The organism is Rothia nasimurium, assembly GCF_928381415.1.
GTDB classification, from domain to species: Bacteria; Actinomycetota; Actinomycetes; order Actinomycetales; family Micrococcaceae; genus Rothia; species Rothia nasimurium_H.
Genome location: NZ_CAKMSF010000009.1, coordinates 1 through 24,544 on the forward strand (window position 1 = coordinate 1; position 24,544 = coordinate 24,544).

The window sequence follows — 24,544 nt, forward strand, 5'->3', positions numbered from 1 at the left end:
GCTCGGCGGTGGATGAGTCGGTGGAAGCCGGCGTTGAATGCTTTTGCTATTGTTTTTGGTGATCGGTTGCCGCAGGTGGCTGGTCGCTAGATTTGTTGTGGGTTTACACCGTTAATCTGACAGACCCGGGCTGCAGGCACGACCGCACATTCTCACGCATGGTGTTTTGTGAGCATTGCGGTGGTTTGTACGGGGCGAAGACCTGGCACTCAACCAGCAAATATAAGCGGGTGGTGTGGAAATGCAATCGCCGCTACGAGGTAGACCACCCAGGCAAAACCCCGACCATCACGGATGAGATGTTGCAGGCAGCATGGGTTGAAGCGGTAACCGAGATGGTGAAGCGACGCAGCCTGATCGACTGGGAAGAACTCCACGCAGTGCTGGCCGACACTGCTGAGGTTGAAGCCGACATCCAAGTACTGCAGGGTGAGCTTGAGGTTGTCACTGAGCTGATGAACCGGGCGATTGAAGAAAACAAAACTGCAGCTCAAAACCAAGACGATTATTGGGTGCGTTTCAACCAGTTGGAAGAAAGCTACACCCACACCGCTGCCAAACTCAGTGAAGCGCAGGAGCTACTGGCTCGCAGGCAAGCCTGTGGGATTGAACTTGGTCGGATGCGCAAAGCCATCAAGGGGCTAAATCCTGACGCGCTCGAATGGGACGAAGCCTTGTTCCACCTCATTACCGAAAAGATTGTGATCACGACTCGCGGCCAGATCAAGGTTGACTTAAAGCTAGAATCCTAGGCTGGATTTCTCTCCTCAGCTAGAGCTGGATACCTCTACTCAAGAACCCCAAACTTTGGGAGGTTTAGTTTCTTGAGTACTTCTGTGAGTGCAGCATCAATCGCAACGAATGCAGAGCTAACGCGAACACTAAGCTGCTTATCTGTTGCACCGGCACGCATGATGATGCCGAAATCGCCAGTGAGTTTCAGGTCGCCTTCGCTGGTTTCCCAGATTACGAGTTTGGGCCAATATCTACCTTGGTGAACTTCAGATACATGCAGTTCAAGTTCTATACGGCGATCCTTAGGAATGGTGACGCCAAGGTCGCCACGAACCACGAAGATTCCGCTGTTTCCAGTAGTGAAGAAAACACGGTAGACGAAGCCATTAGCCATCAGTGCGATGTCGCCGTCATGGTCGAGATCAAAAACTATACCCTCTGAGTTTAGATATTCGATGACTCGTTCCTTGTTGACCGTCTGGACTACGCTTCCTTTTTGTTCGCGCACTGCTTGTAGCTTCACTGCCATCATTTCGGGTGAGCTTTGCTTGAGGGCAGCACTCAATGTGCCCGGCTGAGGCCGTTTGTTCACTACCTCTGTCAAGATTTGGTTGTGTTTTTCTAACTCTGCTTTTTCTTTTGCAAGTTTGTCTGCACGTTTACGCTCGCGTCCAACAAAAAAGGAAATAAGTACACCAATCACAAGTGAAAATGCGAGAATGCCAATCGCAATGAACCACTCAAATGCTGTCGAACCCATTGACTTCATTCGCTCCTCGTAAGCGCACCGAGAAGTTGCTGCATGAACATTCTCGTGCTGGTAACAGCAAACGCCATCTGGTCGGTGAGTTGAGCACGAGTAACACCCCTACCCAGATTAACCGCGAGTTCGGAGACGATACGGACCTCACCGTCATCGGTGATGTGGGAAATAATCTTCGGCGCAACCGTGTTTTGATGCCATGACTCGATGAACGAGCTGATTTCTTCACTGTTGTTCGCTGAAAAGTGCCGGACGGGGAAGCCGTAGATACACAGGATATGTTCGTGTTCGCCGCCGAGGATGAATTTGAAGTGGGTATCGTCAAGATAAGCTCTGACATCACCGCTGTCATCAACAAAGCAGGTAATGCCGTCAGATTGTAGTTGCTGCGCTATCAGCTCGCGGGTGATTGGCAGTAATTCTTGATCCAGATTAGAGTCTTCACTCAATGTGCAAACCTACAATCAAACAATCTTTCCAGTGGCAAAACCCAAATAGGGAGCTTCGTTGTAAGGTGAACCAACTATTACACGAAGAAGCACCCTGCGAGTAATTGTATTACTTACAGGGTGCTAATGGTGGAGGTAAGGGGATTCGAACCCCTGACCTTCTGCATGCCATGCAGACGCGCTACCAACTGCGCCATACCCCCGTGGAGCTAAGGGGATTCGAACCCCTGACCTTCTGCATGCCATGCAGACGCGCTACCAACTGCGCCATAGCCCCTTATTCATTTATTCCCCGCTCTCGCGGCGACTGTTCTATCTTATGGCACCCACATGGGCTGATGCAAATCGAGAACCCGCCAGCACCTATGAACTGCGTCACACAATATTCATGGACTGTTCAACCTCTGTCCACAAAAGGGCGCCCCACCCTACTCCCCTAACGCAGGGAAGGTGGGTGGAGCAGGCTCGCAGCGAAGCTGCTGGCTCGGATGGAGTGAGCGGGTGCGAGCGAGCGAGCACATAAGAGCGAACGGAATCCGCCGTAAGGCGGGGCGTGAGGGTCAGGCTTTCGCCTATTCCGCCCGCAGATTTATTTCCTCGCGCGCTCGGAATCTGCTGGGCTCCATCGAGCGCGAGCCTGCGCAACCCCTCTTACGCTAAGCTTCTAGTCTTCGCGCTGGTTCATCAGGTCCGCTTCGGGAGTGATGATCTCGAAGTCAGCTTCGGCGCCTTCGGTGTCGACGTCACCGGCTTCGCTGTCTAGGCCCAGGTCGATGCGGGGGGCGTCGCCCCAGAGGCGGTCGAGGGCGTAGAAGGCGCGGTCTTCTTCGTGCTGTACGTGCACTACGATGTCGCCGAAGTCCAGGAGTACCCAGCGGCCTTCTGCGCGGCCTTCGCGGCGCAGGGGCTTGAGGCCCAGTTCTTCACGGAGCTTATCTTCAACCTCGTCAACAATTGCGTTGACCAGGCGTTCGTTGTGGGCTGAGACGACCAGGAAGCCGTCGATCAAACCCATAATGTCAGAAGCGTCGACGGCCAGCAGGTTGGTTCCCTGCATGTCGTCGGCCGCGCGTGCGGCTACCTTCAACGCTTCAATAGACTCTGCAGCTGCAGTCATTTCGCCCTTTCCGAGCAAATCATTCCCCAAACCTTTTGGGGTCTCATTCAACTAAATCTTTAACTGAAGAAAAGGAACCACACGGTGGCCAGTACAAGCACGAGAAGCAGGAGGCCCACGACGGCTACGATTGCGCCGGTGGATCGCCCCTCTGATGTTTCTGGGTTGTAGGTTGCTGCTGCTTCTTGTTCCACTTCGGCAAGGTCGCCGGAGGGGGCTTCGTCCGTCTGTTTGACGGTGCCTGCGAAGTTGAAGCGCTGAGCGTCTTCTTCCTGGTCGGGGCCGGGGGCCGCCGCCGGGGTCTCAGGTGCAGACTCGGTGGTCTCTTCGTCCTCTTCTGCCTGCGGCTCGTAGGTGTACCCTTCGGGGGCCTCGGCAGTTTCTTCAGAACTATCAGAGTCTACCGCACCGGTGCTGTCACTGGCTAGGGTACTGGCGGCTGGGTCAGTCACATCGGCGCTGTCGATTTCGGTAAGGTCAAGGCCCTGGGCATCAACCGCGCGGACGGGGGCGGGCAGGTCCGGGGTATGCTGGCCGGCGGTGAAGAGTTCGGTGACGGGCCCGCCCTGGGTGTCTTCGGCTAGCTCCGCTTGGGCTTCTTCTTCGGGGTGGGTCGCCCTATATTCATCGTCCTTAGCCTGGGCGCGGGCGATGATAGCGGCAATTGCCTCAGGGTTTGTGGTGACGACGGGTTCCTCAGCCTCAGGCTCCTCTACCTGTAGCTCGCCAACGCTCACGAAGTCACTTTCACCGGTGATTTCGCCGGCGGCAGCGGCGAAGTCTACCTGCTCGGTAGCTTCAGCCTGCTCGGAGTAGTCGGCGCCGAGAACCTGCTGGTCAATGTGGGCCAGGGGGTCTTCAACCACGGTGGCGCGGGTGTTATCGAAATCTACGTCGAGCTTCTCGCCCTCGCCGGTGCTGATGCTGCCCATCTGCGACAGGTCAACCAGGGAGCGGGCGGCGTCCTGCTCTACCTCTACACCCTCGATGGCCCCCATAAACATGGGCACCTCGGGCAGCTCTTCATCCCCCCGCTGCAGGGCGCGCAGGTATTCAGCGACCTCTTCGTAGTAGCGGGTCAGACGGCGCGGACCCATGGGGCGGGTCGGGGGCGGGATTTCTAGCCCGTCCTCAGTTGTGTAGCTTTCGGTGAGGTAGGCGGGTGTCTCGTCGTTCTGGCCGTCCGCGGCCTGATCGGGTCGTGTGCTCACAGTGTTTCCTTGAGTGGGATGCCTGGTTCTTGTGGTTAATGCTACCAAGCCAGACAGGTGGTGAAGGTTCTTAGCTGAGGTGGTCTTTGGTTTTATTTCAGCCGGGGCAGGCCAGCTACATAGCCGCCGCCCGGGGTGCCAGTGTCGTCGCCGGTGTAGAGGCTGTATTTATTGATGTACTGCACTACCCCGTCGGGCACCAGGTACCAGACAGGCAGGTCGTTGCGGGCCCGGTCGCGGATATCGGTCGATGAGATGGCCATAGCCGGGATTTCGATGACGCGGACGCGCCCCTGCGCTTCTTCGGGCACGGTTAGTTCGTGGCCGGGGCGGGTGACCGCCACGAAGGTGGCGAGGTCCCACATCTTGTGGGCGTCTTTCCAGGTGGTAATTTGGCTCATGGCGTCGGCGCCGGTGATGAAGAAGAGCTCGTCGTTGGGGCGCTCGGCTCGCAGGTCGGTGAGGGTGTCGATGGTGAAGGTGGGGCCCTGGCGGTCAATATCGACCCGGCTCACGGTGAAGCGGGGGTTGGAAGCGGTGGCAATCACCGTCATCAGGTAGCGGTGCTCAGGGGCAGTGACCTGTTTGTTGGCCTTCTGCCAGGGGTTGCCGGTGGGCACGAAAATTACTTCGTCGAGGCTCAGCACGGCAGCGACTTCGCTAGCTGCAACCAGGTGCCCGTGGTGGATGGGGTCGAAGGTGCCACCCATGACCCCCACGCGGGTGGTGGCGGGGTCGGGTTCGGGGATACCGAGCTCACGTCGGATTTCATGGGCGGGACGAATCACGGGTCTCCTGCTCGCTTTTGTATGTACGGCTTCGGCGCGGGCCCGCTCCCCCGGTTACCGGGGTGGTGCGGGCACCGCGCCGAAGTGTGGTGGAGAAAAGTTTAGCGCTTGTGCTTGCTCTGGTAGTCGCGCAGGGCCTCGGTCTCTTCGTGGGAGAGGTGGTCTGCTGCGTGGTCGGGGCGTACAACGCCGCGGCCTGAGAATGAGATGGTGATCAGGAAGAGAATGCCGAAGACAATGAAGCCGATGATGGCGAACCAGTAGGTGGGCATACCGAGCAGTTCGAGCTGGTGGCTACCTTCTTCTGAGGCAAGTACGGTGGCGCCTGATGCAAGTACAGATGAAAACATGTGTGTGTACCTTTCGAGGCTGGGCGGTGTGTGGCCGCGCCAGTGCGGTCAAAGTATGGGTTTATTACCATGCTACCGGGTTTCGCGCTCTATGAGCGGGACTTTACCCGGTAGCAGGTGCGATTTTTCTGCTTTTAGTCGCGGCTGTGCCAGTCGCCGCGCACGATCCACTTGGTGGTGGTGAGCTGTTCTAGGCCCATGGGGCCGCGAGCGTGCAGTTTCTGGGTCGAGATACCAACCTCCGCACCCAGGCCGAACTGGCCGCCGTCCGTAAACCGGGTCGAGGCGTTCACGTACACTGCCGCGGAGTCAACGTCGCGAATAAACTTCTCGGCATTAGCGATATCGTTGGTCAGAATCGCCTCGGAGTGGCCGGTGGAGTATTCGCGAATATGGGCAATAGCGGCGCGCACATCGGGCACGGTCTTAACAGCCAAGTCCAGGGAGCCGTATTCGGTGGCCCAGTCCTCCTCGGTTGCCTCTACCGCATCTACGCCCTCGGGCAGGATGGCGCGGGTGGCGGCGTCCGCATGCAGGGTAACCCCGGCCTTGGCCAGAGCCGCAAGGACGCCCGGGGCAGCGTCCGCTCCCTCGGCAAGGAGGAGGGTTTCAACGGTGTTGCAGGTACCCGGCCGCTGGGTCTTGGCGTTCACCAGAATCTCGGCAGACTTTTGCGGGTCGGCGCTGGTATCGAGGAAGATATGGCAGTTACCCTCACCGGTCTCAATGACCGGCACCTTAGCGTTCTGCACCACTGACTGAATCAGGCTGTGCCCGCCACGAGGAATCAGCACATCGATGTGACCGCGAGCCAGCATCAGGGCGGCAGCGCCCTCACGGCCAAACTCGTCCACCGACTGCACCGAGTCAATGGGCAGGCCCGTAGCGTGCAGAGCATCGCGGATAATACGCACAATCACCTGGTTACTCTTGGCCGCTGCCGAGCCACCACGCAGCATCACCGCATTGCCGGCTTTAATGGCCAGACCAGCGATATCAACGGTCACATTGGGGCGGGCTTCGTAGATAGCACCCACCACACCCAGGGGCACCCGCACCTGCTGCATGCGCAGACCATTCGGCAGGGTTGAACCGCGCACCAGCTCCCCCACCGGGTCGGGCAGGGCAACCAGCTCGCGCAGAGCGTCCGCAAGTTCACCCACCCGGTGCTCGGTCAGGCGCAGACGATCCAGCATTGCCTCGCTCATACCGGCTGCCCGCTCCCGTTCAAGATCCTGGGCATTCTGCTCGATAATCACCGCCGAATGCTTTTCGAGTGAATCAGCAACAGCCAGCAAAGCCCGGTTCTTCCATCGGGTATCGGCCTTGGCCAGACGTCGGGAGGCGATACGGGCGTCCACCGCCATATCGGTGACCTGCCGCATCACATCGTCACTCACGTGTACCTGCTCGCCCATGAGCATCTCCTTATGTATAGGGGGTTGAACAACCTTGAAACTATCCTACCGGCGCACCCGCGCAAGGGCCCAGTATTACTGGGGCCGGTGATTACTACTGGGAGGGGCCCACCAGCGCAATATTATCGGCGTGCGCTACCGTACCGTCGTAGGTCTCCCCCATGGTGCGCTGAATCTGCTCGGTGTGCAGACCCACCATCTGGGCGGTCTCACCGGCAGTATAAGAACTCAGGGCATGAGCTAGCACCTCACCACCCTCATCAACAATCGCCACGGGGCTACCGCCCTCAAAGGAGCCCTGAACCCCCAGCACACCGGCTGCCAGCAGAGAACGACGACGGCGCAGGGCAGCAGCAGCGCCCGCATCCACGGTAATTGAGCCCTCTATATCGGCCAGGTGCTCCAGCCAGAGGGTCTGCACCGGGCGGCGCTCGCCGGTGGCGTAGAACCAGGTGCCGACGTCCTCACCGGCAAAGGCGGCGCGGGCGTGAGCCGCGCTGGTCACCAGGGCGGGAATTCCGGACGCCGCCGCCACCTGGGCAGCCTTCACCTTCGTCACCATGCCACCGGAGCCCACACCGGCAGACCCCACCGACCCGATCGACAGGCCCGCCAGGTCAGCTTCGTTGCGCACGCTGCTCACGCGCTCGCCGCCCTGATCGGGGTGGCGGGTGTAGAGGGCATCCACGTCCGAGAGCAGAAGCAGGGCGTCGGCTTTGACGGTGTGGGCCACAAGGGCTGCGATACGGTCGTTATCGCCGAAGCGGATTTCGCGGGTAGCTACCGCATCGTTCTCGTTGATAATGGGCATGACCCCCAGATCGAGCAGGCGCTCTAGCTGGCGGTGGGCGTTCTGGTAGCGGTCCCGGGCCATGAGGTCTTCGGCGGTCAGCAGTACCTGGGAAACGGTAACGCCGTAGCGGGTAAAAATATCGGTGTAGCGGCTCATCAGCAGGGACTGGCCGACGGACGCCGCCGCCTGCTGGGTTGCCAAATCTTTAGGACGGCGCGACAGACCCAGCGGAGCCAGGCCGGCAGCAATAGCGCCCGATGATACGAAAACCAGCTCGATAGAGGGATGCTCTTTTTTCTTCTTCGCCAGCACATCTGAGATGGTGGCGATTGCTAGCTCGTCTAAGGAGTTTTCAATGGAGGTCAGGGATGATGAACCAACCTTCACCACAATTCGCTTAGCCCGTGGCATGTCGGAGCGCTCGACGATGGGGCTGCGGCGGTGCTTGCCGCGTGACTCGGCGCTGGCCTGGAAGGCGTCCTTCAAATCCAATTGATTAGCTCCCTTAAAGTGTTAACTTTAGCTTCTATGAATATACAGCAGAGTCGCCCCGGGCACACTCCCCGGGGCGACTCCTGACACATAGTGAAATAAGAGCGGGCCGAAAAAACCGCCCTAGCCCTCTTACTCTTCTTCTGCCGCCCGCTTGGCAGCTCGCTTTTCAGCCTTAGCTGCCTTGACCTTGGCGGCGCGAGCCTCGTCGACAGACTCGGTCCAGATACCTGCCACGCGCTCAGCCTCAAGCTCAGCGCGAGCCTCAGCCTTGGCGTCCATACGCTCGTGGAACTCAGCCTTGCGCTGGGCACGGGTGGGGCGAATCAGCTCCTCCAGGCGGGCATCGGTACCGCGCGGGGACGAGAGCAGCTCGGCACCGCCGACCATGGTGGGCTCCCAGTCAAAGACCACAGCGTCGACTTCTTCACCGATCACCACGGCATCACCGGCAACAGCACCTGCCTTGAAGAGTTCATCTTCAACGCCCAGGCGGTTGAGGCGGTCAGCCAGGTAGCCCACGGCTTCGTCGTTGTTAAAGTCAGTCTGCTTAATCCAGCGCTCGGGCTTCTCACCGATCACACGGAAGAGGGGTTCCAGGTTGCGCTCTTCCTTGCGAATGATGAATTCCTGGCGCTTCTTGGAGCGGAAGCCCTTGGGCTTGACCACGGCGACATCCTCTGCCGGGGCGCTCTTGCTCTTCTTGCGGGCCTTGCGGTCTGCTTCAACGAGCTCAGCCATGGCGAAGGTCAGCTGCTTAAGGCCCTCGTGGGAGGCGGTTGAGATTTCAAAGACCCGGTAGCCGCGCTCTTCAAACATGGGGCGGACGAACTCAGCCAGCTCACGCGCTTCGGGCACGTCAATCTTGTTGAGCACGATAATCTGGGGGCGCTCATTGAGGGGCACGGTGACACCGGCGGTGGGGTCAACCTCGTAGTTTTCCAGTTCCCCACGAATCACGTCGAAGTCGCTGATGGGGTCGCGGTTGGGCTCTAGGGTTGCGCAGTCAATCACGTGTACCAGGGCACTGGAGCGCTCCACGTGGCGCAGGAAGCGGTGCCCCAGGCCCTTACCTTCGGAGGCACCTTCAATCAGGCCGGGAACATCGGCTACGGTGTAGCGGGTATCGCCCGCCTGTACCACACCCAGGTTGGGAATCAGGGTGGTGAAGGGGTAGTCAGCGATCTTGGGGCGGGCCGCAGAAATTGCTGCAATGAGGGAGGACTTACCGGCTGAGGGGTAGCCCACCAGGGCGATATCTGCGATGGACTTGAGTTCCAGCACGATATCGCGGGTTGAACCTGGAATACCGAGCAGGGCGAAGCCGGGGGCCTTGCGCTTGGTGGAGGCCAGGGCAGCGTTGCCTTTACCGCCGATGCCGCCTTCAGCTGCAATGAATTCGTCGCCGATGCGTACCAGGTCGGCCAGTACGTTGCCGTCGCGGTCTTTGACCACGGTGCCCTGGGGTACGGGCAGAATCAGGTCTTGGCCGTTGAAGCCGTGGGACATGTCGCCACGCCCGATGTCGCCGTTGGGGGCGCTCTGGTGGGGGCTGTGGTGGTATTCGAGCAGGGTGGTGGTCTGGGCGTCTACGCGCAGGATGACGTCGCCACCCTTGCCGCCGTTACCGCCGTTGGGGCCGCCGAGGGGCTTAAACTTCTCACGGCGAACCGAGACACAGCCGTGCCCACCGTGCCCACCGGTTACGTGTAGGACCACGCGATCTACAAATTCTGCCACGAGTGCAAGCTCCTTCAAAAAAGTTTGGTTTGGTTATCTAGTCTACAGGGTCGCCCCGGTGCCGGTCTGTGGCCGGACGCTCCTTGGGCGGCTTTGCGGAGGTGAGGTACGCAAAAGGGCGATTACGAGTTGCCCCGTAATCGCCCTTCTACTGAGGTGAGGTGTTTAGACCTTACTCAGCGGCTGCAAGGATGTTGACTACCTTGCGGCCCTTGCGGGTACCGAATTCGACCTTGCCTGCTGCCAGAGCGAACAGGGTGTCGTCGCCACCGCGGCCTACGTTGTTGCCGGGGTGGAAGTGGGTGCCGCGCTGACGAACGAGGATTTCGCCTGCGTTGACGGTCTCGCCGCCGTAGCGCTTAACACCGAGGTACTGGGGGTTTGAGTCACGGCCGTTACGGGTGGAGCTTGCGCCCTTCTTATGTGCCATTGATGCCTACCTTAGGTCAAAGAATGTTGGGATAAAACCAGTCTAAGCTGAACTTATGCGTTGATCGCGGTGATCTTAACGGTGGTCAGTTCGGCGCGGAAGCCCTGACGCTTCTTGTAACCGGTCTTGTTCTTGTACTTCTGAATAACGATCTTGGGACCGCGGAGGTCTTCGATCTTTTCTGCGGTGACCTTGGCTGAAGCCAGGGACTTTGCATCAACGGTGACCTTGTCGCCGTCAACCAGCATCAGCACGGGCAGCTCAATGGTGCTACCGGGCTCGCCAGCGACGCGGTCAAGGGTAACCAGGTCTCCAACTGAGACCTTTTCCTGGCGGCCGCCAGCGCGGACAATTGCGTATGCCACTTGGGAACTCACTTCTTCTTGACGTCATTTTAATGGTTCAAAACGAATCTTCCTGAAAGGAACTCGGGCTCAACAGCAAGGTGGTGACCCGGTTTGCTCAGTACGTACCGGGCGGTTTCAGGTTCTGTCGTTTTGAGATGGTGTGGCCTTATCCCTGATGGAATATGCCTAGCTGAGTCCACGCTAACGCTTGCTTGTGGAAACAGCACCGACTCACCAGTTTACGTGGTGAGTCGGTGCTGAGCAAGATATGTGGTGAACCCCTCAGGGTGTAGTAAGGGGTATGGGCGACGGTAAATCAGGCTCGCGCTCGCTGCCGACCCTCTCGCTGGTTCGCTTCGCTCACAAGCGATTCACGCCAGCCGCCGAGCCAGCAGCTTCGCTGCGAGCCTGATTTACCTTTCATTACCTTCTTACTTACCTGCCCGCTTGATATCTGCAGCTGAGACGCCGACGCCGAGCATGACGGGGGCGTCATCGCTGGATGCGACGGGCTTAGTAGCCTGGTCGATGCTAGCTACCACGGAGCTACCGGTTGCGGCCTTGACCTCTTCGGTGCGTACCTCGGTGGAGCCGACGCCTGAGCTGACGGCGCGGCGGGAGCGGCGCTTCTTGCGGGGCGCTTCGCTTGCGGCAGCTGAGGGTGCGGACGCCTCGGCCGGGGTTTCGCTGGGTGCTTCGACCTTCTTGCCGGGGGTGGCGACGCCGGTGACGGCTGGGTCTGCTGCGACCTCGATGGGGGCGACGTACTTGACGTCGGAGCTTGAGGCGCGGCGGGGCTTGCGGGTGCGGCCCTTGCCTGACTCGTCCTGGTTGCGGGTGCCGCGGCGGTCGGTGCGGTCTGCACGGCCGGTTCGGTCGTTACGGCCAGAGCGCTCACCTGAGTTTGTTGATTCTTCGCCGTCGCGGGGTTCGTAGTCGCGTCCGGCCTTCTGGGAGGCTCGGGCGCGGGCTTCGCCTGCGCGGATGGCGTCGAGTCGGGATGAGTTCTGGGTGAAGCGGGAATCAACTTCGGGGTCTACGTCCATAGACGCGTCGGAGTTGGCTGAGAAATCATCTGCTGAAATCTCTTCGCGCTTCTTACCGCCCCGGCGCTTGGACTGGCCACGACCCTTCGAGCGTTCCTCGGAAGACCCTTCGGCCTCCTTCTCAGCGTCGCCGTCGGCGTCAAAGACGGCAGCCAGGGATTCGAGGGTGAAGGAGCCCTGCTCCCCCATGCTCTCTTCGGTGTCGGCGTCCGCCCCGGTGGGCAGCTCAATAACCTCGTCGCCGATGGTGAGCACCTGCTCGCCGCGAGCGTCCTGACCCTGCTGGTTTTCCAGCTCAAGGCCGCCCTCGGCACGGCGGTTGCGCTTGCGGCGCTTGCGCTTGCGGGCTGACTTGGACTCGGTCTCGCCCTGTTCGTCCTCGTGGTGAGCGCTGGCGGCAACGATGTTGGCCAGGGCAGCCCTGCGAGCCTCGGTCTTCTGCTCGGTCTCTTCATCAACCTCGGTGAAGTCGCGGCGGTTCTGGGTCTTCTGGTTGCGGTAGCGCTTGCGGTCATCGCGTTCGGCGCGGTGGATGAAGTCGCTAGCACCACCGGAGCGGCCCTTGAGGGGCTGGTCGTGCACGAGAATGCCGCGGCCTGCGCAGGCTTCACAGGGTTCTGAGAAGACTTCGAGCAGGCCGGTGCCCATGCGCTTGCGGGTCATCTGAACCAGGCCCAGGGAGGTCACTTCGGCAACCTGGTGCTTGGTGCGGTCGCGGCCCAGGCACTCTACCAGGCGGCGGAGTACCAGGTCGCGGTTAGATTCGAGCACCATGTCGATGAAGTCGATGACCACGATGCCGCCGATGTCGCGCAGGCGCAGCTGGCGCACGATTTCTTCGGCTGCTTCGAGGTTGTTCTTGGTGACGGTTTCTTCGAGGTTGCCGCCGGAGCCGGTGAACTTGCCGGTGTTCACGTCCACCACGGTCATGGCTTCGGTGCGGTCGATGACCAAGGAGCCGCCGGAGGGCAGGTAGACCTTACGGTCCAGGGCCTTGGCCAGCTGCTCTTCGATGCGGTAGTGGTCGAAGAGGTCGTCGTCCTCTTCCCACTTCTTCAGGCGGTCCAGCAGGTCGGGGGCAACGTAGGTGACGTAGGCTTCGATGGAGTCCCAGGCGTCGGTGCCCTGCACCATCATGGAGGTGAAGTCTTCGTTGAAGACATCACGCACAGTCTTGATGGTCAGGTCGGGTTCCTGGTAGAGCAGTTCGGGGGCCAGCACCTTGCGGGATTCACTCTTGGCCTTGATTTCTTCCCACTGCACGCGCAGGCGGTTGATGTCGTTGCTCAGCTCTTCTTCGCTGGCACCTTCTGCGGCGGTGCGGACGATGACGCCGGCGTCCTCGGGCAGGCGGTCCTTGAGGATTTTCTTCAGGCGCTGACGCTCAACGTCGGGCAGCTTGCGGGAGATACCGGTCATGGAGCCGCCGGGCACGTAGACCAGGTAGCGGCCGGGCAGGGAGACCTGGCTGGTCAGGCGGGCACCCTTGTGGCCAACGGGATCCTTGGTGACCTGTACCAGGACCGAGTCGCCAGCCTTGAGGGCGTTTTCGATCTTGCGGGGGGCACCGTCTAGGCCGGTGACGTCCCAGTTAACTTCGCCAGCGTAGAGAACGGCGTTGCGGCCGCGGCCAATATCGACGAAGGCAGCTTCCATGGAGGGCAGGACATTCTGAACCTTACCCAGGTAGACGTTACCGATCAGGGAATCCTGCTGGGTCTTAGAGACAAAGTGCTCAGCCAGCACGCCGTCTTCAAGCACACCAATCTGAATACGGTCGTCCTTCTGGCGTACCAGCATCTGGCGGTCAACGGACTCGCGACGGGCCAGGAACTCAGCCTCGGTAATGATCTGGCGGCGGCGGCCGGTAGCGCGGGTTTCGCGGCGGCGGATGCGTTTGGCTTCCAGGCGGGTGGAGCCGCGGACGCCGGTGACCCGGTTGGTGCTGTGGGAGTCAGACAGGCGCGGGGCGCGTACCTTAACGATGGTGTCCTCGGGGTCGCCGTCGGTACCGCCCTCAAATTCTAGGTCAGCATCTCCCCTGCGGCGGCGACGGCGGCGGTGGGAGGTGATTTCGGGGTCAAGGTCAGCCAGGCGGCGCTCACGACGCTCAGCTTCTTCGGCCTCACGGCGGGCTTCCTTTTCGGCCCGCAGCTGCTCCATGATTTCGTCCATGTTGGGCGAGTAGAAGAGCAGATTGTTTGAGCTCACAGCGGCGTTGACCTGGGCTAGCTCTTCTTCCTTGAGCTCACGCAGGCTCTTCTGAGGAGCGGCAGGCTCTTCAGCGGTTTCGGCGGGGGCTTGGGCTTCTTCTGTTTCAGCTTCTGCAGACTCTGCCTCAGTTTCTGCTGCCTCTTCTGTGGCTTCTTCGGCAGGCTCGGTTTCTTCAGCCTGTACAACGGCCTTCGCTTCGGGGCCATTGGCCTGAGTCTCTTCCACCTCGATGCTTACTTCGGCAACCTGTTCAGCGGCTGCGGTAGCTTCTGCGGCCTGGGTTTCTTCAAGGTTTTCTACAACCTCGGACTGTTCGCTGCTCATCAGCGTTCACTCTCCTTGTGTTCGTATGCCCCTGCCGCACCAGTGGTCTTGCCTGTAGTCGGCGGTCCCTACCCTAAGGGGTGGTCCGCCGAAATCCTTGGCTACCCGGCTCAACCGTGAGCTCCTTGGCGTACTCGACAGGTCAAGGCTTCTGTGCTCCATGCCGAGGGGAACCGGGCCAGCGGCAACAACCCGAGGCAGCGCTAGGGCTGCACTTGCTGGGGCTTGACGGTAAGGACGCCTGCGGGTGGGCAGTGCGTCACCGGCCGTTTCGGGGTGCCTGCTGGGTAGTGCCACCGCGTGCGGGCGGCACACTACCACACCCATTCTCTCACACCCGGGCTCTTTTCACCCCATCTAGAACCGAACTCACCCCGCACCGGGCCGCCCTTCCCAAACCAGCTCGCCCCGGGCGTCCTTACCTGAGAACTTAGTAAAGAAAACCTGCCCCAACCCCGCAAAACCGGGCGGGCTTGGAGCCTGCCCCGTAGTATGGGGAAAGAAAGTTTTATACAGCCTAAGGATTCACTGTGTCTACCCCCGTGAACACCCCCGATACTGAGAGCGGTATCAGCCAGGCCCAGCTCGATCGCAAGCTCGGCTGGTTCACTCTCATTCCCGGCCTGCTGGCCTTCGGAGCCGCCGCCATGCTGGTTTACGAGCGCCTACAGATTTACATGGACGCCGCCCACCGGTCGGTTTGCGATATCAACGCCCTGCTCAACTGCGGCACCGTCATGCGTACCTGGCAGGCAGAAGCCTTTGGCTTCCCCAACCCCTTTATCGGTATCGCCGGTTACGCTATCGTGCTGGCTATCGCTACAGCCCTGATTGCCAGGGCGTCCTTCGCCCGCTGGTACTGGGTAGCCATGCAGGTGGGCCACACCCTGGCCATGGCCTTTGTGCTCTGGCTCTGGTACAACACCACCTTCGACATCAACGCCCTCTGCCTCTTCTGCATGATCGTGTGGATTATGCAGACCGCAATTTTCGTGAAGGTCACCACCCGCAATATTCACGCCGGGGTTATTCCAGCTTCTGAGAGCATCCGTCGGGCAGCCCCCAACTGGACCTGGTTCTCTATCATCCTGGTCTACATCTTGATCTTCGGCATTATCTTCATCCGCTTCTTCGATGTGATTATGGGGATGTTCTAACCCCCTCCCCCACAGCAAAAGGCCGGGGCCCTCAGTACGAGGGCCCCGGCCTTTTTTACTCTGCTGAGCGGCGGGTCTTTTTAGGCACCGAACCAGAGCGCGATTTCGCGGTCTGCTGACTCTGCTGAATCTGAACCGTGCACCAGGTTCTTCTGCACGCTCTCGCCCCAGTCACGGCCAAAGTCGCCGCGGATGGTGCCGGGGGCAGCGGTGGTGGGGTTAGAAGATCCCATGAGAGTACGGGCGCCCTCAAGCACGCCGTTGCCCTCAAGCACGAGAGCAACCACGGGGCCTGAGCCCATGTAAGAGACCAGGGGCTCATAGAAGGGCTTGCCCTCGTGTTCCGCATAGTGCTGCTCAAGCAGCTCACGGGAGGGAACCAGCATCTTCAGCTCAGCAATGCGGTAGCCCTTACGCTCAAAACGGGCCAGCACCTGGCCGGTGAGGTTACGCTCCACACCGTCGGGCTTGACCAGAATCAGGGTACGCTCGGTCATGACAATCTCCTTTGATAGGTCAGGGTGAGTTTTCACCCTTACCCTACCAGACACCCCGCTAGGCGGGGTTAGCCTTCTCCCATTCCTCCTGCTCTTTGGCGCGGACGGCGTTCTCGGCGTCCAGGCGGGCACCACGCGTCACCCCGTACCAGTAGGCCACAGCAAAAGCCGCTCCCACAAAGAACATGGAGGGCAGGGCAAAGCCCACCAGAATCAGAGCAACCTGCAAACCGTAGCCCAGGTGGTAGCCCCAGGGCTTCTTCAGGAAGGCCGGTGTGACCAGCAGGGCTGCTGCCAGAGCTAGACCCAGTACCCAAATGACCACCTTGACCCAGGTGGGGTCGTTGAAGTGGTGGCCAAAAATTGCCAGGGTTGCAAAGAAGGCAACCAGGGCTTCGAGCGAGAGCACCATCGAGGTAAACATGACCTTGATAGAGCGCTGCTTTTTCGGCTGGCCTGGGCGCCATTCGCGCTGGGCGCGCGTCATTCTCGCCATCATCTCTCCTTTACAGTCCGAGCAGGGTGCTAGCTTCGCCCACCACGGTGATAGAGCCGGTGACCAGTACCGCGGAGTTCAGGTTGGGCACATCGGCTGCAGCCGTCACCGCTGCGGACAGAGCATCGGGAATGTTCTCGTAGGTCTCGATGGCGTCTTCATCAAAACCAGCGTTGAGGGCCAATTCAGCTAGCTCTTCCGGGGCAGTGGCACGCGGAGAGTCTGACTTGGTCAGGTGCAGTACCGTGCGCCACTCTGCCCGATCAACGTACTCGTCAAAGAGCAGGTTCAGCATGGTCGCGGCGTCCTTTTCACCCAGGATACCCACCACCAGGTGCAGTTCTTCAAAGCTGAAGGACTCCTTAAAGGCCGCTGCCGAAGCAGTGACCCCATGGGGGTTGTGGGCGGCATCAAGCACCACGGGCGGCTCGGTGCGGGCTACCTCTAGGCGGCCCGGCGAGCGCACCTCGCCAAAGGCCAGCTTGATGAGGTCGAGGCTCAGTTCCTTCTCTCCCCCGCCCAAGAAGGCCTCAACCGCGGCCAGGGCCACGGCGGCGTTCTGGGCCTGGTGGGCACCGAAGAGGGGCAGGGCTATGTCTTCGTAGCGGCCAGCTAGCCCCTGGATGGTGAGCAGCTGCCCGCCCACACCGGCGGTGCGGTCGACAGCGCCGAACTCTACGCCTTCAAAGCGGTAGTCGGCGTTGTGGGCGCGAGCGGCTTCGAGCAGGACCTGGGCGGCGGACGGGTCCTGGGCAGCGGAGATGAGGAAGCCGCCGTCCTTAATAATCCCTGCCTTCTCACCGGCAATTTCGGCGAGGGTCTCCCCCAGCATGTCGGTGTGGTCCAGGCCAATGGGGGTAACCACCGATACGGTAGCGTCGGCGACGTTGGTGGCGTCCCAGGAGCCCCCAATACCCACCTCAAGTACCATCACGTCCACCGGCTCGTCGGCGAAAATCGCAAAAGCCAGGATAGTGAGGGCTTCAAAGTAGGTGATGCGGGGGGCACCGGCTGCCTCAAGCTCAGCGTCCACGATTTGCAGGTAGGGCTGAATCTCGCCCCAGATACGCACAAAGGTGGAATCTGCCACGGGCGCCCCGTCAATCGAGATCCGCTCGGTGACCTTGGAAATATGGGGGCTGGTGTAGCGGCCCACACGAATGTCGTGCGCCATGAGCAGGCGCTCAATCATGCGGGCGGTTGAGGTTTTGCCGTTGGTGCCGGTGATGTGGATGACCGGGGCTGCCTTGTTAGGTTCGCCCAGAATTTCCACGGCGCGGGTCATCGCGTCAAGGCGGGGGGCCATCTTGTGCTCGGGGGCACGAGCCAGCAGGTCAGCGTAGACCGAGGCTACGCCGAGGGCGTCGTCAGCGCGAGCACCCTCGGCAGCAATCTCGGCAAACACGGGGTCAAGCTCCATGTTGTCCTTGGTCATTTATGCCTTCTTCACGGTCGCTGAGAATTCAGCGCCCTCGAGGTAGGTCACGGCCACAGCCAGGGTCTCACCGGCCACCAGTTCCTCGTGCTTCTTGATAGCTTCGAGGTCAGCGGCGGGGGCGGTGATGGTCAGCTCGATGCGGTCTGAGACGTTGAGGCCGGCGTCCTTACGCTCGGACTGGATGGCGCGGACGGCGTCGCGGGCAGTACCCTCGGCGCGCAGCTCGTCGGTGAGGGTGGTGTCGAGTACCAGGAAGCCACCGCCGGGCAGAACCGAGACGGCGCGCTCTGCGGCGCCGTCGGTTTCTGCGACCACGGTTTCAAGCTCGTACTCGCCCGGCTCCAGAGCCATGTTGTCGGCACCAACCACAACGGTGCCGTCCTCGGTGACCTTCCAGTCCCCGCTCTTAGAAGCCTTGATGGCAACCTGCACCTGCTTGCCCAGACGGGGGCCAGCGGCACGGGCATTGACCTTGAGCTGCTGGGAGATGCCGAAGTCCGCAGGAGCCACCTCGGCAGCGTCCAGAAGCTCAACCGCCTTGATATTGAGCTCATCAGCGATGATCGATTCGAAGGTGCCGGCCAGGTCCTTGCCACCGGCAACCGCCACGGTCAGGGCAGCCAGGGGCTGGCGCACGCGCAGCTTGTGGGCCTTACGCAGGGCAGAACCGGCAGAAGCAACAGCGCGGGTGGTCTCCATCAGGGCCAGCAGCTCAGCCTCGTCCTTGAAATCTTCAGGTGAGGGCAGGTCGGTCAGGTGGACCGAACGCTCCCCGGTCAGACCGCGGTAGATTTCCTCGGTGGTCAGCGGCAGCAGGGGGGCCGCCATCTTCACGAAGGTCACCAGAGCGGTGTAGAGCACGTCGAAGGCCGCGGTGTCTTCATTGAAGAAGCGCTCGCGGGAGCGGCGCACATACCAGTTGGTCAGGGCATCGGTGTAGGTGCGCAGGGCCTCGCAGGCGGCAGATACATCGTAAGCGTCCATGGCCTCGGTAACCTCGGCAACCAGCTGACGGGTCTTACCCAGGATAAAGCGGTCCATCACATGCTCGGCCTCGGTGACCAGCTTGGCCTCGTAGCCTGCACCGCCGTTGGCAGCATTGGTGTAGAGAGCGAAGAAGTGGTAGACGTTCCACAGGGGCAGCATGACCTGGCGGACGCCCTCGCGGATGCCCTGCTCGGTCACGATCAGGTTGCCGCCGCGCAGAATCGGAGATGACATGAGGAACCAGCGCATGGCGTCCGAACCGTCGCGGTCCAAAACCTCGGAGACATCGGGGTAGTTGCGCAGGGACTTAGACATCTTCTGGCCGTCGGAGCCCAGTACGATGCCGTGGGCGATGACGTTCTCGAAGGCGGTGCGGTCGAAGAGGGCGGTGGCCAGAATGTGCATGGTGTAGAACCAGCCACGGGTCTGGCCGATGTACTCAACGATGAAGTCTGCCGGGTAGTGGGCCTCGAACCATTCCTTGTTTTCGAAGGGGTAGTGGAACTGGGCAAAGGGCATGGAACCGGAGTCGAACCAGACGTCCAGTACGTCCTCCACGCGGCGCATGGTGGACTTGCCGGTGGGGTCGTCCGGGTTGGGTCGGGTCAGCTCGTCGATGTAGGGGCGGTGCAGGTCGACTTCGCCGTCCTTGTTCAGGGGTAGGCGGCCGAAGTCGGCTTCCAGCTCTGCCAGGGAGCCGTAGACGTCGGTGCGGGGGTAGTTCGGGTCGTCAGAGACCCAGACCGGAATCGGGGAGCCCCAGAAGCGGTTACGCGAGATGGACCAGTCGCGGGCGTTCTCAACCCACTTGCCGAACTGGCCGTGCTTGACGTTCTCGGGGATCCAGTTGATGTCCTCGTTCAGCTCGCTCATGCGGCCCTTGAAGTCGGTCACACTCACGTACCAGGAGGTGATGGCGCGGTAGACCAGGGGGGTGCGGCAGCGCCAGCAGTGGGGGTAGGAGTGAACGTAGGACTTCTCGCGAATCAGCACACCGGCAGCCTTGAGGGTGTTGATGATGGTGCGGTTAGCCTCGAAAATCTGGACGCCGGCGATCTCAGCCAGGGGGGCACCGTCGGCCAGGGAAGAGTCGGCGAAGAGGTCCAGGAACTTGGCGCCCTCGTCGATAGACAGAATCACGGGGATACCGTAACCCTCACAGACCTTCTGGTCATCCTCACCGTAGGCGGGTGCCTGGTGGACCAGACCGGTACCGTCGGTGGTGGTCACGTAGTCGGCGACCAGAATCTGCCAGGCCTTCTCGGTGCCGAACTTTTCTGCGTCGGTGAAGTAGTCCCACAGGGGTGCGTAGCGCACGCCTTCGAGCTGGGTGCCGGTGTAGGTGGCAAGGACGGCCTCGCGGGCGGCGTCCGCGGGCTTGTCGGCATCCCCGTAGCCCAGGTCCTTGGCGTACTCGCCCAGCAGGTCGGCAGCCAGCAGGAAGCGGCGTCCTTCTAGCTCACCGGCACCGGGCACAACAACGTAGCTGATTTCGGGGCCAGCGGCCAGAGCCTGGTTGGTGGGCAGGGTCCAGGGGGTGGTAGTCCAGGCCAGGGCCTCAACACCGGCCAGTTCGGCGGCAACCTCGGGGTGCTTGGCCAGGGTGGCGTCATCGGTGACGCGGAAAGCCACGGTGACGGACGGGTCCTGACGCTCCTTGTAGACGTCATCGTCCATGCGCAGCTCGTGGTTCGAGAGCGGGGTTTCGTCCTTCCAGCAGTAGGGCAGCACGCGGAAGCCCTCGTAGGTCAGACCCTTATCGTGCAGCTGCTTGAAGGCCCAAATAACGGACTCCATGTACTCCACGTTCAGGGTCTTGTAGTCGTTCTCGAAGTCCACCCAGCGGGCCTGGCGTGTGACGTACTCTTCCCATTCCTTGGTGTACTTGAGCACCGAGGCGCGGGCAGCGTCGTTGAAGTTGTCGATGCCCATCTCGATGATCTGCTGCTTATCGGTCATGCCCAGCTGCTTCATGGCTTCAAGCTCTGCGGGCAGGCCGTGGGTGTCCCAGCCGAAACGACGCTCAACCTTGTGGCCGCGCTGGGTCTGGTAGCGGGCGACCAGGTCTTTGACGTAGCCGGTTAGGAGGTGGCCGTAGTGGGGCAGGCCGTTGGCGAAGGGAGGGCCGTCGTTGAAGACGAACTCGTTAGCGCCGTTCTCGCCGGCGTCGCGGTTATCGATGGATGCCTGGAAGGTTCCGTCATTCTTCCAGTAGTCCAGCACTGCTTCTTCGAGTGCGGGGAAAGAGGGGGAAGCGGCCACAAAACTGGCTCCGCTTGCGCTTGCCTTGGGGTAAACAGGCTTGTTGGTCATGGTTGCGCCCTTAGGTTCTTGTCTGCCTAGTACTTGGGGTGCAAGGACGCCTGCCCTCCCCCGTCCGCTCGACGGGTGAGGAACCTGCGCGGTACCACCTTGCTTACGTCAACCGGCCCGACCCCACCCCGAGCCGCACCGAAAAGTGCGGGCGGGTATGGGTCTGCGCCGGGGCAACCTACCGTCTCGTGAGATGAGGTAGGTTGCGCCCAGCGCAGGGTCGAACCGGTTATCAGTCGCTTCATGACAGCTGTTTCGGGCTTACCCGTCCGGGTCTACTGGGGCTATATCTATTCCGCGCACTCCCCTCGTCGCAACGAATTACGGGGGTGTGCAGGTATAGCCTGTTCTTCCGGATTGCTCGCCGGTGATAGCCGGGTCATTGCAACTGTTACCTATTTTAGGGGTAGGGGCGGTGGCTGTCTAACGGGTTTTTTGCTTTTCTGGCAGGCGCCCGCCGGGCCGGGGTGTGAATTACAGGCGTGTGAGCACAAGATGTAGTACAGGTGCGGACGCCCCGCCCCAAGATAGCGGATTACCGCCAGCTGGCAGGGTGAGCAGGGGAACCTAAATTACAATTCTTGCCCCCGCCCCTGTGCTCAACTTCAGGTCGCGCCTGCCGGCGGGCGGCGTCCGCTCACCTCTCCCTCTCCTATTCCGCGAGCGTCCACCAAACTCTCGAAGTGCTTATTCCCCCGGTGGACACTCCGAGAGTCTGGTGGACCCTAGAGACGGCGGGCACGGCTGAAAGCTCGCTCCATCTTGGTTTTGAGCTCGTGCGGACGCCGGGTGAGCTCGTCCCACGTTACTCGAACCACATCCCACCCCTGCCCCCGCAAGAGAGCCTCACGTTCGTTCTGCCGCCCAAAAACGTCCTCACGCTCACCAAACTGGGTGTATTTGATCTGCCCATCAAACTCAACGATGATCTTGAAATCTGGCCAGGCAAAATCTACCCTGAACTGCTGCCCATATACCCCAATCACGTGCTGCTCGACAGGCCGAGGCAAACCACACCTCATCAAGAAAAGCCGCAGCAAACTCTCCCCAGGCGACTCGCTGAGAGGGCTTACGATATCTGCAATTATGCGAGCCTGCACAGAGCCACGACCAGACAGCCCCCGTAAGGCCTGGGTCAGTTTTTGGTGCTCAATCTTCCGCAAAGAACTATCCGCAAGCACAAGTGCCTCTTCGAATTTCATCACCCTCATACAGTGAAGAACCGTATCGAGCGGTGCGGTTACGTCTACACCCAAACTTTTCCCGGTTTCGTACCGGTTGTTTCTATGCCGCACAACCCGCGGTGAAGGGGTGCCGTGCGCCTGACCCACTGTATGGATAGCAGTCGGTATATGGAGTAGCCACATACCGTGTACCGCTGCCGCTGAATGGTGGGATAACACCGAGGTTTTGAGTCTGCTTCTGCCATACCCAATGACACGGGCCAGATACTGCTGACTAGGGTAAAGCTGAGAGTGGAAACCACTTTCCATATAGCTTCCATAGCCAAGCCGCTGGTACTCGCCGCGAGCAACCGCGCGGGCAAGGGCGTCCTTGTTTATGCCTCGTGCGGATAGCTGCTGTGTGGTCTGCACAGCCAAAGCAATTTCTTCTGGAGATTTCATGGTCAGATTGTGCGCTGAGCCGGGCAAATTTCGCCAGAAAGGCGCCTCCTGTGGATAGCGCTTTGCGCACCAGTGCACGGCGAGCGCGTTTAAAACGGTGCAGCCGTGACGCAGTATGACGCAGCTGAGCTAAGTGTCCACAAGAGTCTTGCACCGCCCATTTGAGACCTAAGCGCTGCGAGAGTCTGGTGGACGCTCAAGATGAACACGCCTCTGATACGCCGCTAGACTTAGGTTCAAGCACTACCCAGGAGAACACCATGCCCCTCATTAATGTCTCGTATGCCTCTATTCAGTCTGATGAGAAGAAGGCCGAGCTGATTGCTGAACTCACCCGAACCTATGCCCGGGTGATGGGTGCCAAGGAAAGCTCGGTGTGGGTGATTCTTAACGAGGTACCGCGCACCGATTGGGGTGTGGGTGGCCAGCCTCTAGCAGCGCTTGACGCGGCAGCAGCTCACCAGCAGGACACCCGTGTAGAGATTCGCCAGGCACGGCAGGAAGACCTGCCCATCCTGGCCGCCATTGAGGCCGAGTGTTTCCCGGCGGCTGAAGCAGCGAGTGAGAGCGACCTGCGGGCCAGGTTTGAGGTTTTTGGGGAGCATTTCTGGGTACTTGAAGCTGACGGCGAAGTTGTTGCCTTTATCGACGGACTAGTGACCGACTCCCCCGTTATCTTCGATGACCTCTACGAGAGCCCCCAGGCCCACACCCGGCACGGGGCTTACCAGACGGTGTTTGGTATCAACACCCGCCCGGCCTACCGGGGCCGGGGGTACGCGTCCGCCCTGATAGAAAAGCTCATCGACCAAGCCCGAGAGCAGGGGCGAACAGGGGTGATTCTTACCTGCAAGAAGGAGCTGATTAGCTTCTATGAGAAACTCGGCTTTGAGCTTGACGGGGTTTCAGAATCAGCCCACGGCGGGGCGATCTGGCACGATATGACCCTGCACCTGGACTAGTCCCAGCCCAGCACCCCGGCGATGCGGTTGAGCAGGGCAAGCGCTCGCCGCGGGTTACCCCCGCCAGAAACAGCCACCAGTTCATCGCCCTGCCTGCGGTGGGCCAGCGACCAGACTGGGGATTCCTGCGATGCCCCGCCCACTAGGCACCAGATACCTCGCCCTTCGCAAAGCTCAGCGACCCGTGCATTGAGATCCGGCGAGTCCGTGAGCGCGTAGACCAGCCAGGCCCCGGCAAGATCTTCGGGAGCAAAAGGACGCCGGTGTGCAACAAGACCCCCTTCAGCCAGCAGGTTCTCCAGGTGGGAGTCAAAGGAAGGGGCCACCACCTCAACCTGAGCCCCAGCCTCAATGAGGGGGCCTACCTTCCGGGCAGCGACCTGCCCCGCCCCGACCACCAGAACCCGGCGTCCGCGCAAATCAAGGGCTACCGGCAGCCGCTGAATCACGCGGGGAGCTCCGCCCAAATATCACCGTCGCGCACCTCTACGGGGTAGACAGGCAGGCGGTAGTCAGCTCCAGAGAGGCAGTCGCCGCTGATGAGGGAATAGACCTCTTTATAGAGAGGGGATGTCACGGTGGGCTCGCCGCCCTTCTCTCCCAGAATGCCGCGGGCGATTACCAGGGCTCCGGAAGCAGGGTCCCTGTGGCTGGTGACGAAAATAGAATCGTCTGCGGCACGAAAGACCGCATACTGCTGCCCGTCAATCAGAGCCGCTTCGCCCCAGTTGGGCTCCAGGTCGTTCTTGGTGCAGATTCGGTGCCACTGTGCTGTCACGGTGCCCTCCATTTTCTTGCTGTACGTCGTGCGTTTGCGTGGGTTTATCTTGTTTACCCTGCCTTTAAGCTAAT

At 60.7% G+C, this 24,544-nt stretch carries 22 protein-coding genes and 2 tRNA genes; 3 read left to right on the forward strand and 21 right to left on the reverse strand.

From position 1 onward, the window contains the following. Positions 1-92 precede the first annotated feature (92 nt). Positions 93-752: a zinc ribbon domain-containing protein gene (locus L7A20_RS10500; protein WP_237223489.1), complete on the forward strand. Its 660-nt coding sequence runs from the start codon at positions 93-95 to the stop codon at positions 750-752. Positions 753-787: 35 nt separating this feature from the next. On the opposite strand, the gene L7A20_RS10505 is transcribed toward L7A20_RS10500, so the two are convergent. From L7A20_RS10505 to L7A20_RS10570, 14 genes are all read right to left on the reverse strand, one after another. After that, on the reverse strand, positions 788-1,495 hold the full coding sequence (locus L7A20_RS10505) for a YbjN domain-containing protein (protein ID WP_159081064.1): 708 nt from the start codon (positions 1,493-1,495) through the stop codon (positions 788-790). Positions 1,496-1,500: 5 nt separating this feature from the next. Further along, positions 1,501-1,947, reverse strand: coding sequence for a YbjN domain-containing protein (locus tag L7A20_RS10510; RefSeq protein ID WP_237223490.1), 447 nt, complete (start codon positions 1,945-1,947; stop codon positions 1,501-1,503). Positions 1,948-2,074: 127 nt separating this feature from the next. Further along, positions 2,075-2,150: transfer RNA gene (locus L7A20_RS10515), tRNA-Ala, on the reverse strand. 1 nt (position 2,151) lies between these two features. After that, positions 2,152-2,224: transfer RNA gene (locus tag L7A20_RS10520), tRNA-Ala, on the reverse strand. Between the two features lie 387 nt (positions 2,225-2,611). After that, positions 2,612-3,064, reverse strand: a complete 453-nt coding sequence (gene rsfS, locus L7A20_RS10525; RefSeq protein ID WP_185174617.1) for a ribosome silencing factor — start codon at positions 3,062-3,064, stop codon at positions 2,612-2,614. Positions 3,065-3,123: 59 nt separating this feature from the next. Then, the gene (locus tag L7A20_RS10530) at positions 3,124-4,275 is read right to left on the reverse strand and encodes a hypothetical protein (RefSeq protein ID WP_237223492.1); all 1,152 of its coding nucleotides are present in this window, start codon (positions 4,273-4,275) and stop codon (positions 3,124-3,126) included. Between the two features lie 92 nt (positions 4,276-4,367). Beyond that, positions 4,368-5,063: a nicotinate-nucleotide adenylyltransferase gene (gene nadD, locus L7A20_RS10535; RefSeq protein WP_409348800.1), complete on the reverse strand. Its 696-nt coding sequence runs from the start codon at positions 5,061-5,063 to the stop codon at positions 4,368-4,370. A gap of 101 nt (positions 5,064-5,164) precedes the next feature. Beyond that, positions 5,165-5,413 (reverse strand): hypothetical protein, encoded by a 249-nt coding sequence (locus L7A20_RS10540; RefSeq protein WP_185174615.1) that lies wholly within the window; start codon positions 5,411-5,413, stop codon positions 5,165-5,167. A 134-nt stretch (positions 5,414-5,547) separates the two neighbouring features. Further along, positions 5,548-6,831: a glutamate-5-semialdehyde dehydrogenase gene (locus L7A20_RS10545; RefSeq protein WP_237223494.1), complete on the reverse strand. Its 1,284-nt coding sequence runs from the start codon at positions 6,829-6,831 to the stop codon at positions 5,548-5,550. 94 nt (positions 6,832-6,925) lie between these two features. Beyond that, complete coding sequence (gene proB, locus L7A20_RS10550) at positions 6,926-8,035, reverse strand: glutamate 5-kinase (RefSeq protein WP_237205360.1); 1,110 nt, start codon at positions 8,033-8,035, stop codon at positions 6,926-6,928. A 213-nt stretch (positions 8,036-8,248) separates the two neighbouring features. After that, positions 8,249-9,856 (reverse strand): GTPase ObgE, encoded by a 1,608-nt coding sequence (obgE, locus tag L7A20_RS10555; RefSeq protein ID WP_237223496.1) that lies wholly within the window; start codon positions 9,854-9,856, stop codon positions 8,249-8,251. A 172-nt stretch (positions 9,857-10,028) separates the two neighbouring features. Next, positions 10,029-10,286, reverse strand: a complete 258-nt coding sequence (gene rpmA, locus L7A20_RS10560; protein ID WP_135013898.1) for a 50S ribosomal protein L27 — start codon at positions 10,284-10,286, stop codon at positions 10,029-10,031. A 53-nt stretch (positions 10,287-10,339) separates the two neighbouring features. Then, on the reverse strand, positions 10,340-10,651 hold the full coding sequence (gene rplU / locus L7A20_RS10565) for a 50S ribosomal protein L21 (RefSeq protein ID WP_135013897.1): 312 nt from the start codon (positions 10,649-10,651) through the stop codon (positions 10,340-10,342). A 413-nt stretch (positions 10,652-11,064) separates the two neighbouring features. Then, on the reverse strand, positions 11,065-14,217 hold the full coding sequence (locus tag L7A20_RS10570) for an Rne/Rng family ribonuclease (protein WP_237223497.1): 3,153 nt from the start codon (positions 14,215-14,217) through the stop codon (positions 11,065-11,067). A 530-nt stretch (positions 14,218-14,747) separates the two neighbouring features. Between L7A20_RS10570 and L7A20_RS10575 the strand changes: the two genes are divergently transcribed. Next, entirely contained in the window at positions 14,748-15,374 is a 627-nt protein-coding gene (locus L7A20_RS10575) for a vitamin K epoxide reductase family protein (RefSeq protein ID WP_237223498.1), read from the forward strand. Between the two features lie 80 nt (positions 15,375-15,454). On the opposite strand, the gene ndk is transcribed toward L7A20_RS10575, so the two are convergent. From ndk to L7A20_RS10600, 5 genes are all read right to left on the reverse strand, one after another. Further along, entirely contained in the window at positions 15,455-15,871 is a 417-nt protein-coding gene (ndk, locus tag L7A20_RS10580) for a nucleoside-diphosphate kinase (protein WP_237186160.1), read from the reverse strand. A gap of 58 nt (positions 15,872-15,929) precedes the next feature. Continuing rightward, on the reverse strand, positions 15,930-16,367 hold the full coding sequence (locus tag L7A20_RS10585) for a DUF4233 domain-containing protein (protein WP_237186205.1): 438 nt from the start codon (positions 16,365-16,367) through the stop codon (positions 15,930-15,932). A 10-nt stretch (positions 16,368-16,377) separates the two neighbouring features. Next, positions 16,378-17,802: a bifunctional folylpolyglutamate synthase/dihydrofolate synthase gene (locus L7A20_RS10590; RefSeq protein ID WP_237223499.1), complete on the reverse strand. Its 1,425-nt coding sequence runs from the start codon at positions 17,800-17,802 to the stop codon at positions 16,378-16,380. After that, positions 17,803-21,105, reverse strand: a complete 3,303-nt coding sequence (gene ileS / locus L7A20_RS10595; protein WP_237223500.1) for an isoleucine--tRNA ligase — start codon at positions 21,103-21,105, stop codon at positions 17,803-17,805. Positions 21,106-21,830: 725 nt separating this feature from the next. Further along, on the reverse strand, positions 21,831-22,115 hold the full coding sequence (locus L7A20_RS10600) for a DUF559 domain-containing protein (RefSeq protein WP_237223501.1): 285 nt from the start codon (positions 22,113-22,115) through the stop codon (positions 21,831-21,833). Positions 22,116-22,990: 875 nt separating this feature from the next. Between L7A20_RS10600 and L7A20_RS10605 the strand changes: the two genes are divergently transcribed. Then, positions 22,991-23,692 carry a GNAT family N-acetyltransferase gene (locus L7A20_RS10605; protein WP_237223502.1) on the forward strand — a complete coding sequence of 234 codons (702 nt, stop codon included), beginning with the start codon at positions 22,991-22,993 and terminating at the stop codon, positions 23,690-23,692. On the opposite strand, the gene L7A20_RS10610 is transcribed toward L7A20_RS10605, so the two are convergent. Both L7A20_RS10610 and nirD read right to left on the reverse strand, forming a co-directional pair. After that, the gene (locus L7A20_RS10610) at positions 23,689-24,141 is read right to left on the reverse strand and encodes a precorrin-2 dehydrogenase/sirohydrochlorin ferrochelatase family protein (RefSeq protein WP_237223503.1); all 453 of its coding nucleotides are present in this window, start codon (positions 24,139-24,141) and stop codon (positions 23,689-23,691) included. The two genes, L7A20_RS10605 and L7A20_RS10610, sit on opposite strands and share 4 nt — an antisense overlap. Then, on the reverse strand, positions 24,138-24,470 hold the full coding sequence (gene nirD / locus L7A20_RS10615; RefSeq protein ID WP_237223504.1) for a nitrite reductase small subunit NirD: 333 nt from the start codon (positions 24,468-24,470) through the stop codon (positions 24,138-24,140). Before nirD ends, L7A20_RS10610 begins: the two co-directional genes overlap by 4 nt. Positions 24,471-24,544: the final 74 nt, after the last annotated feature.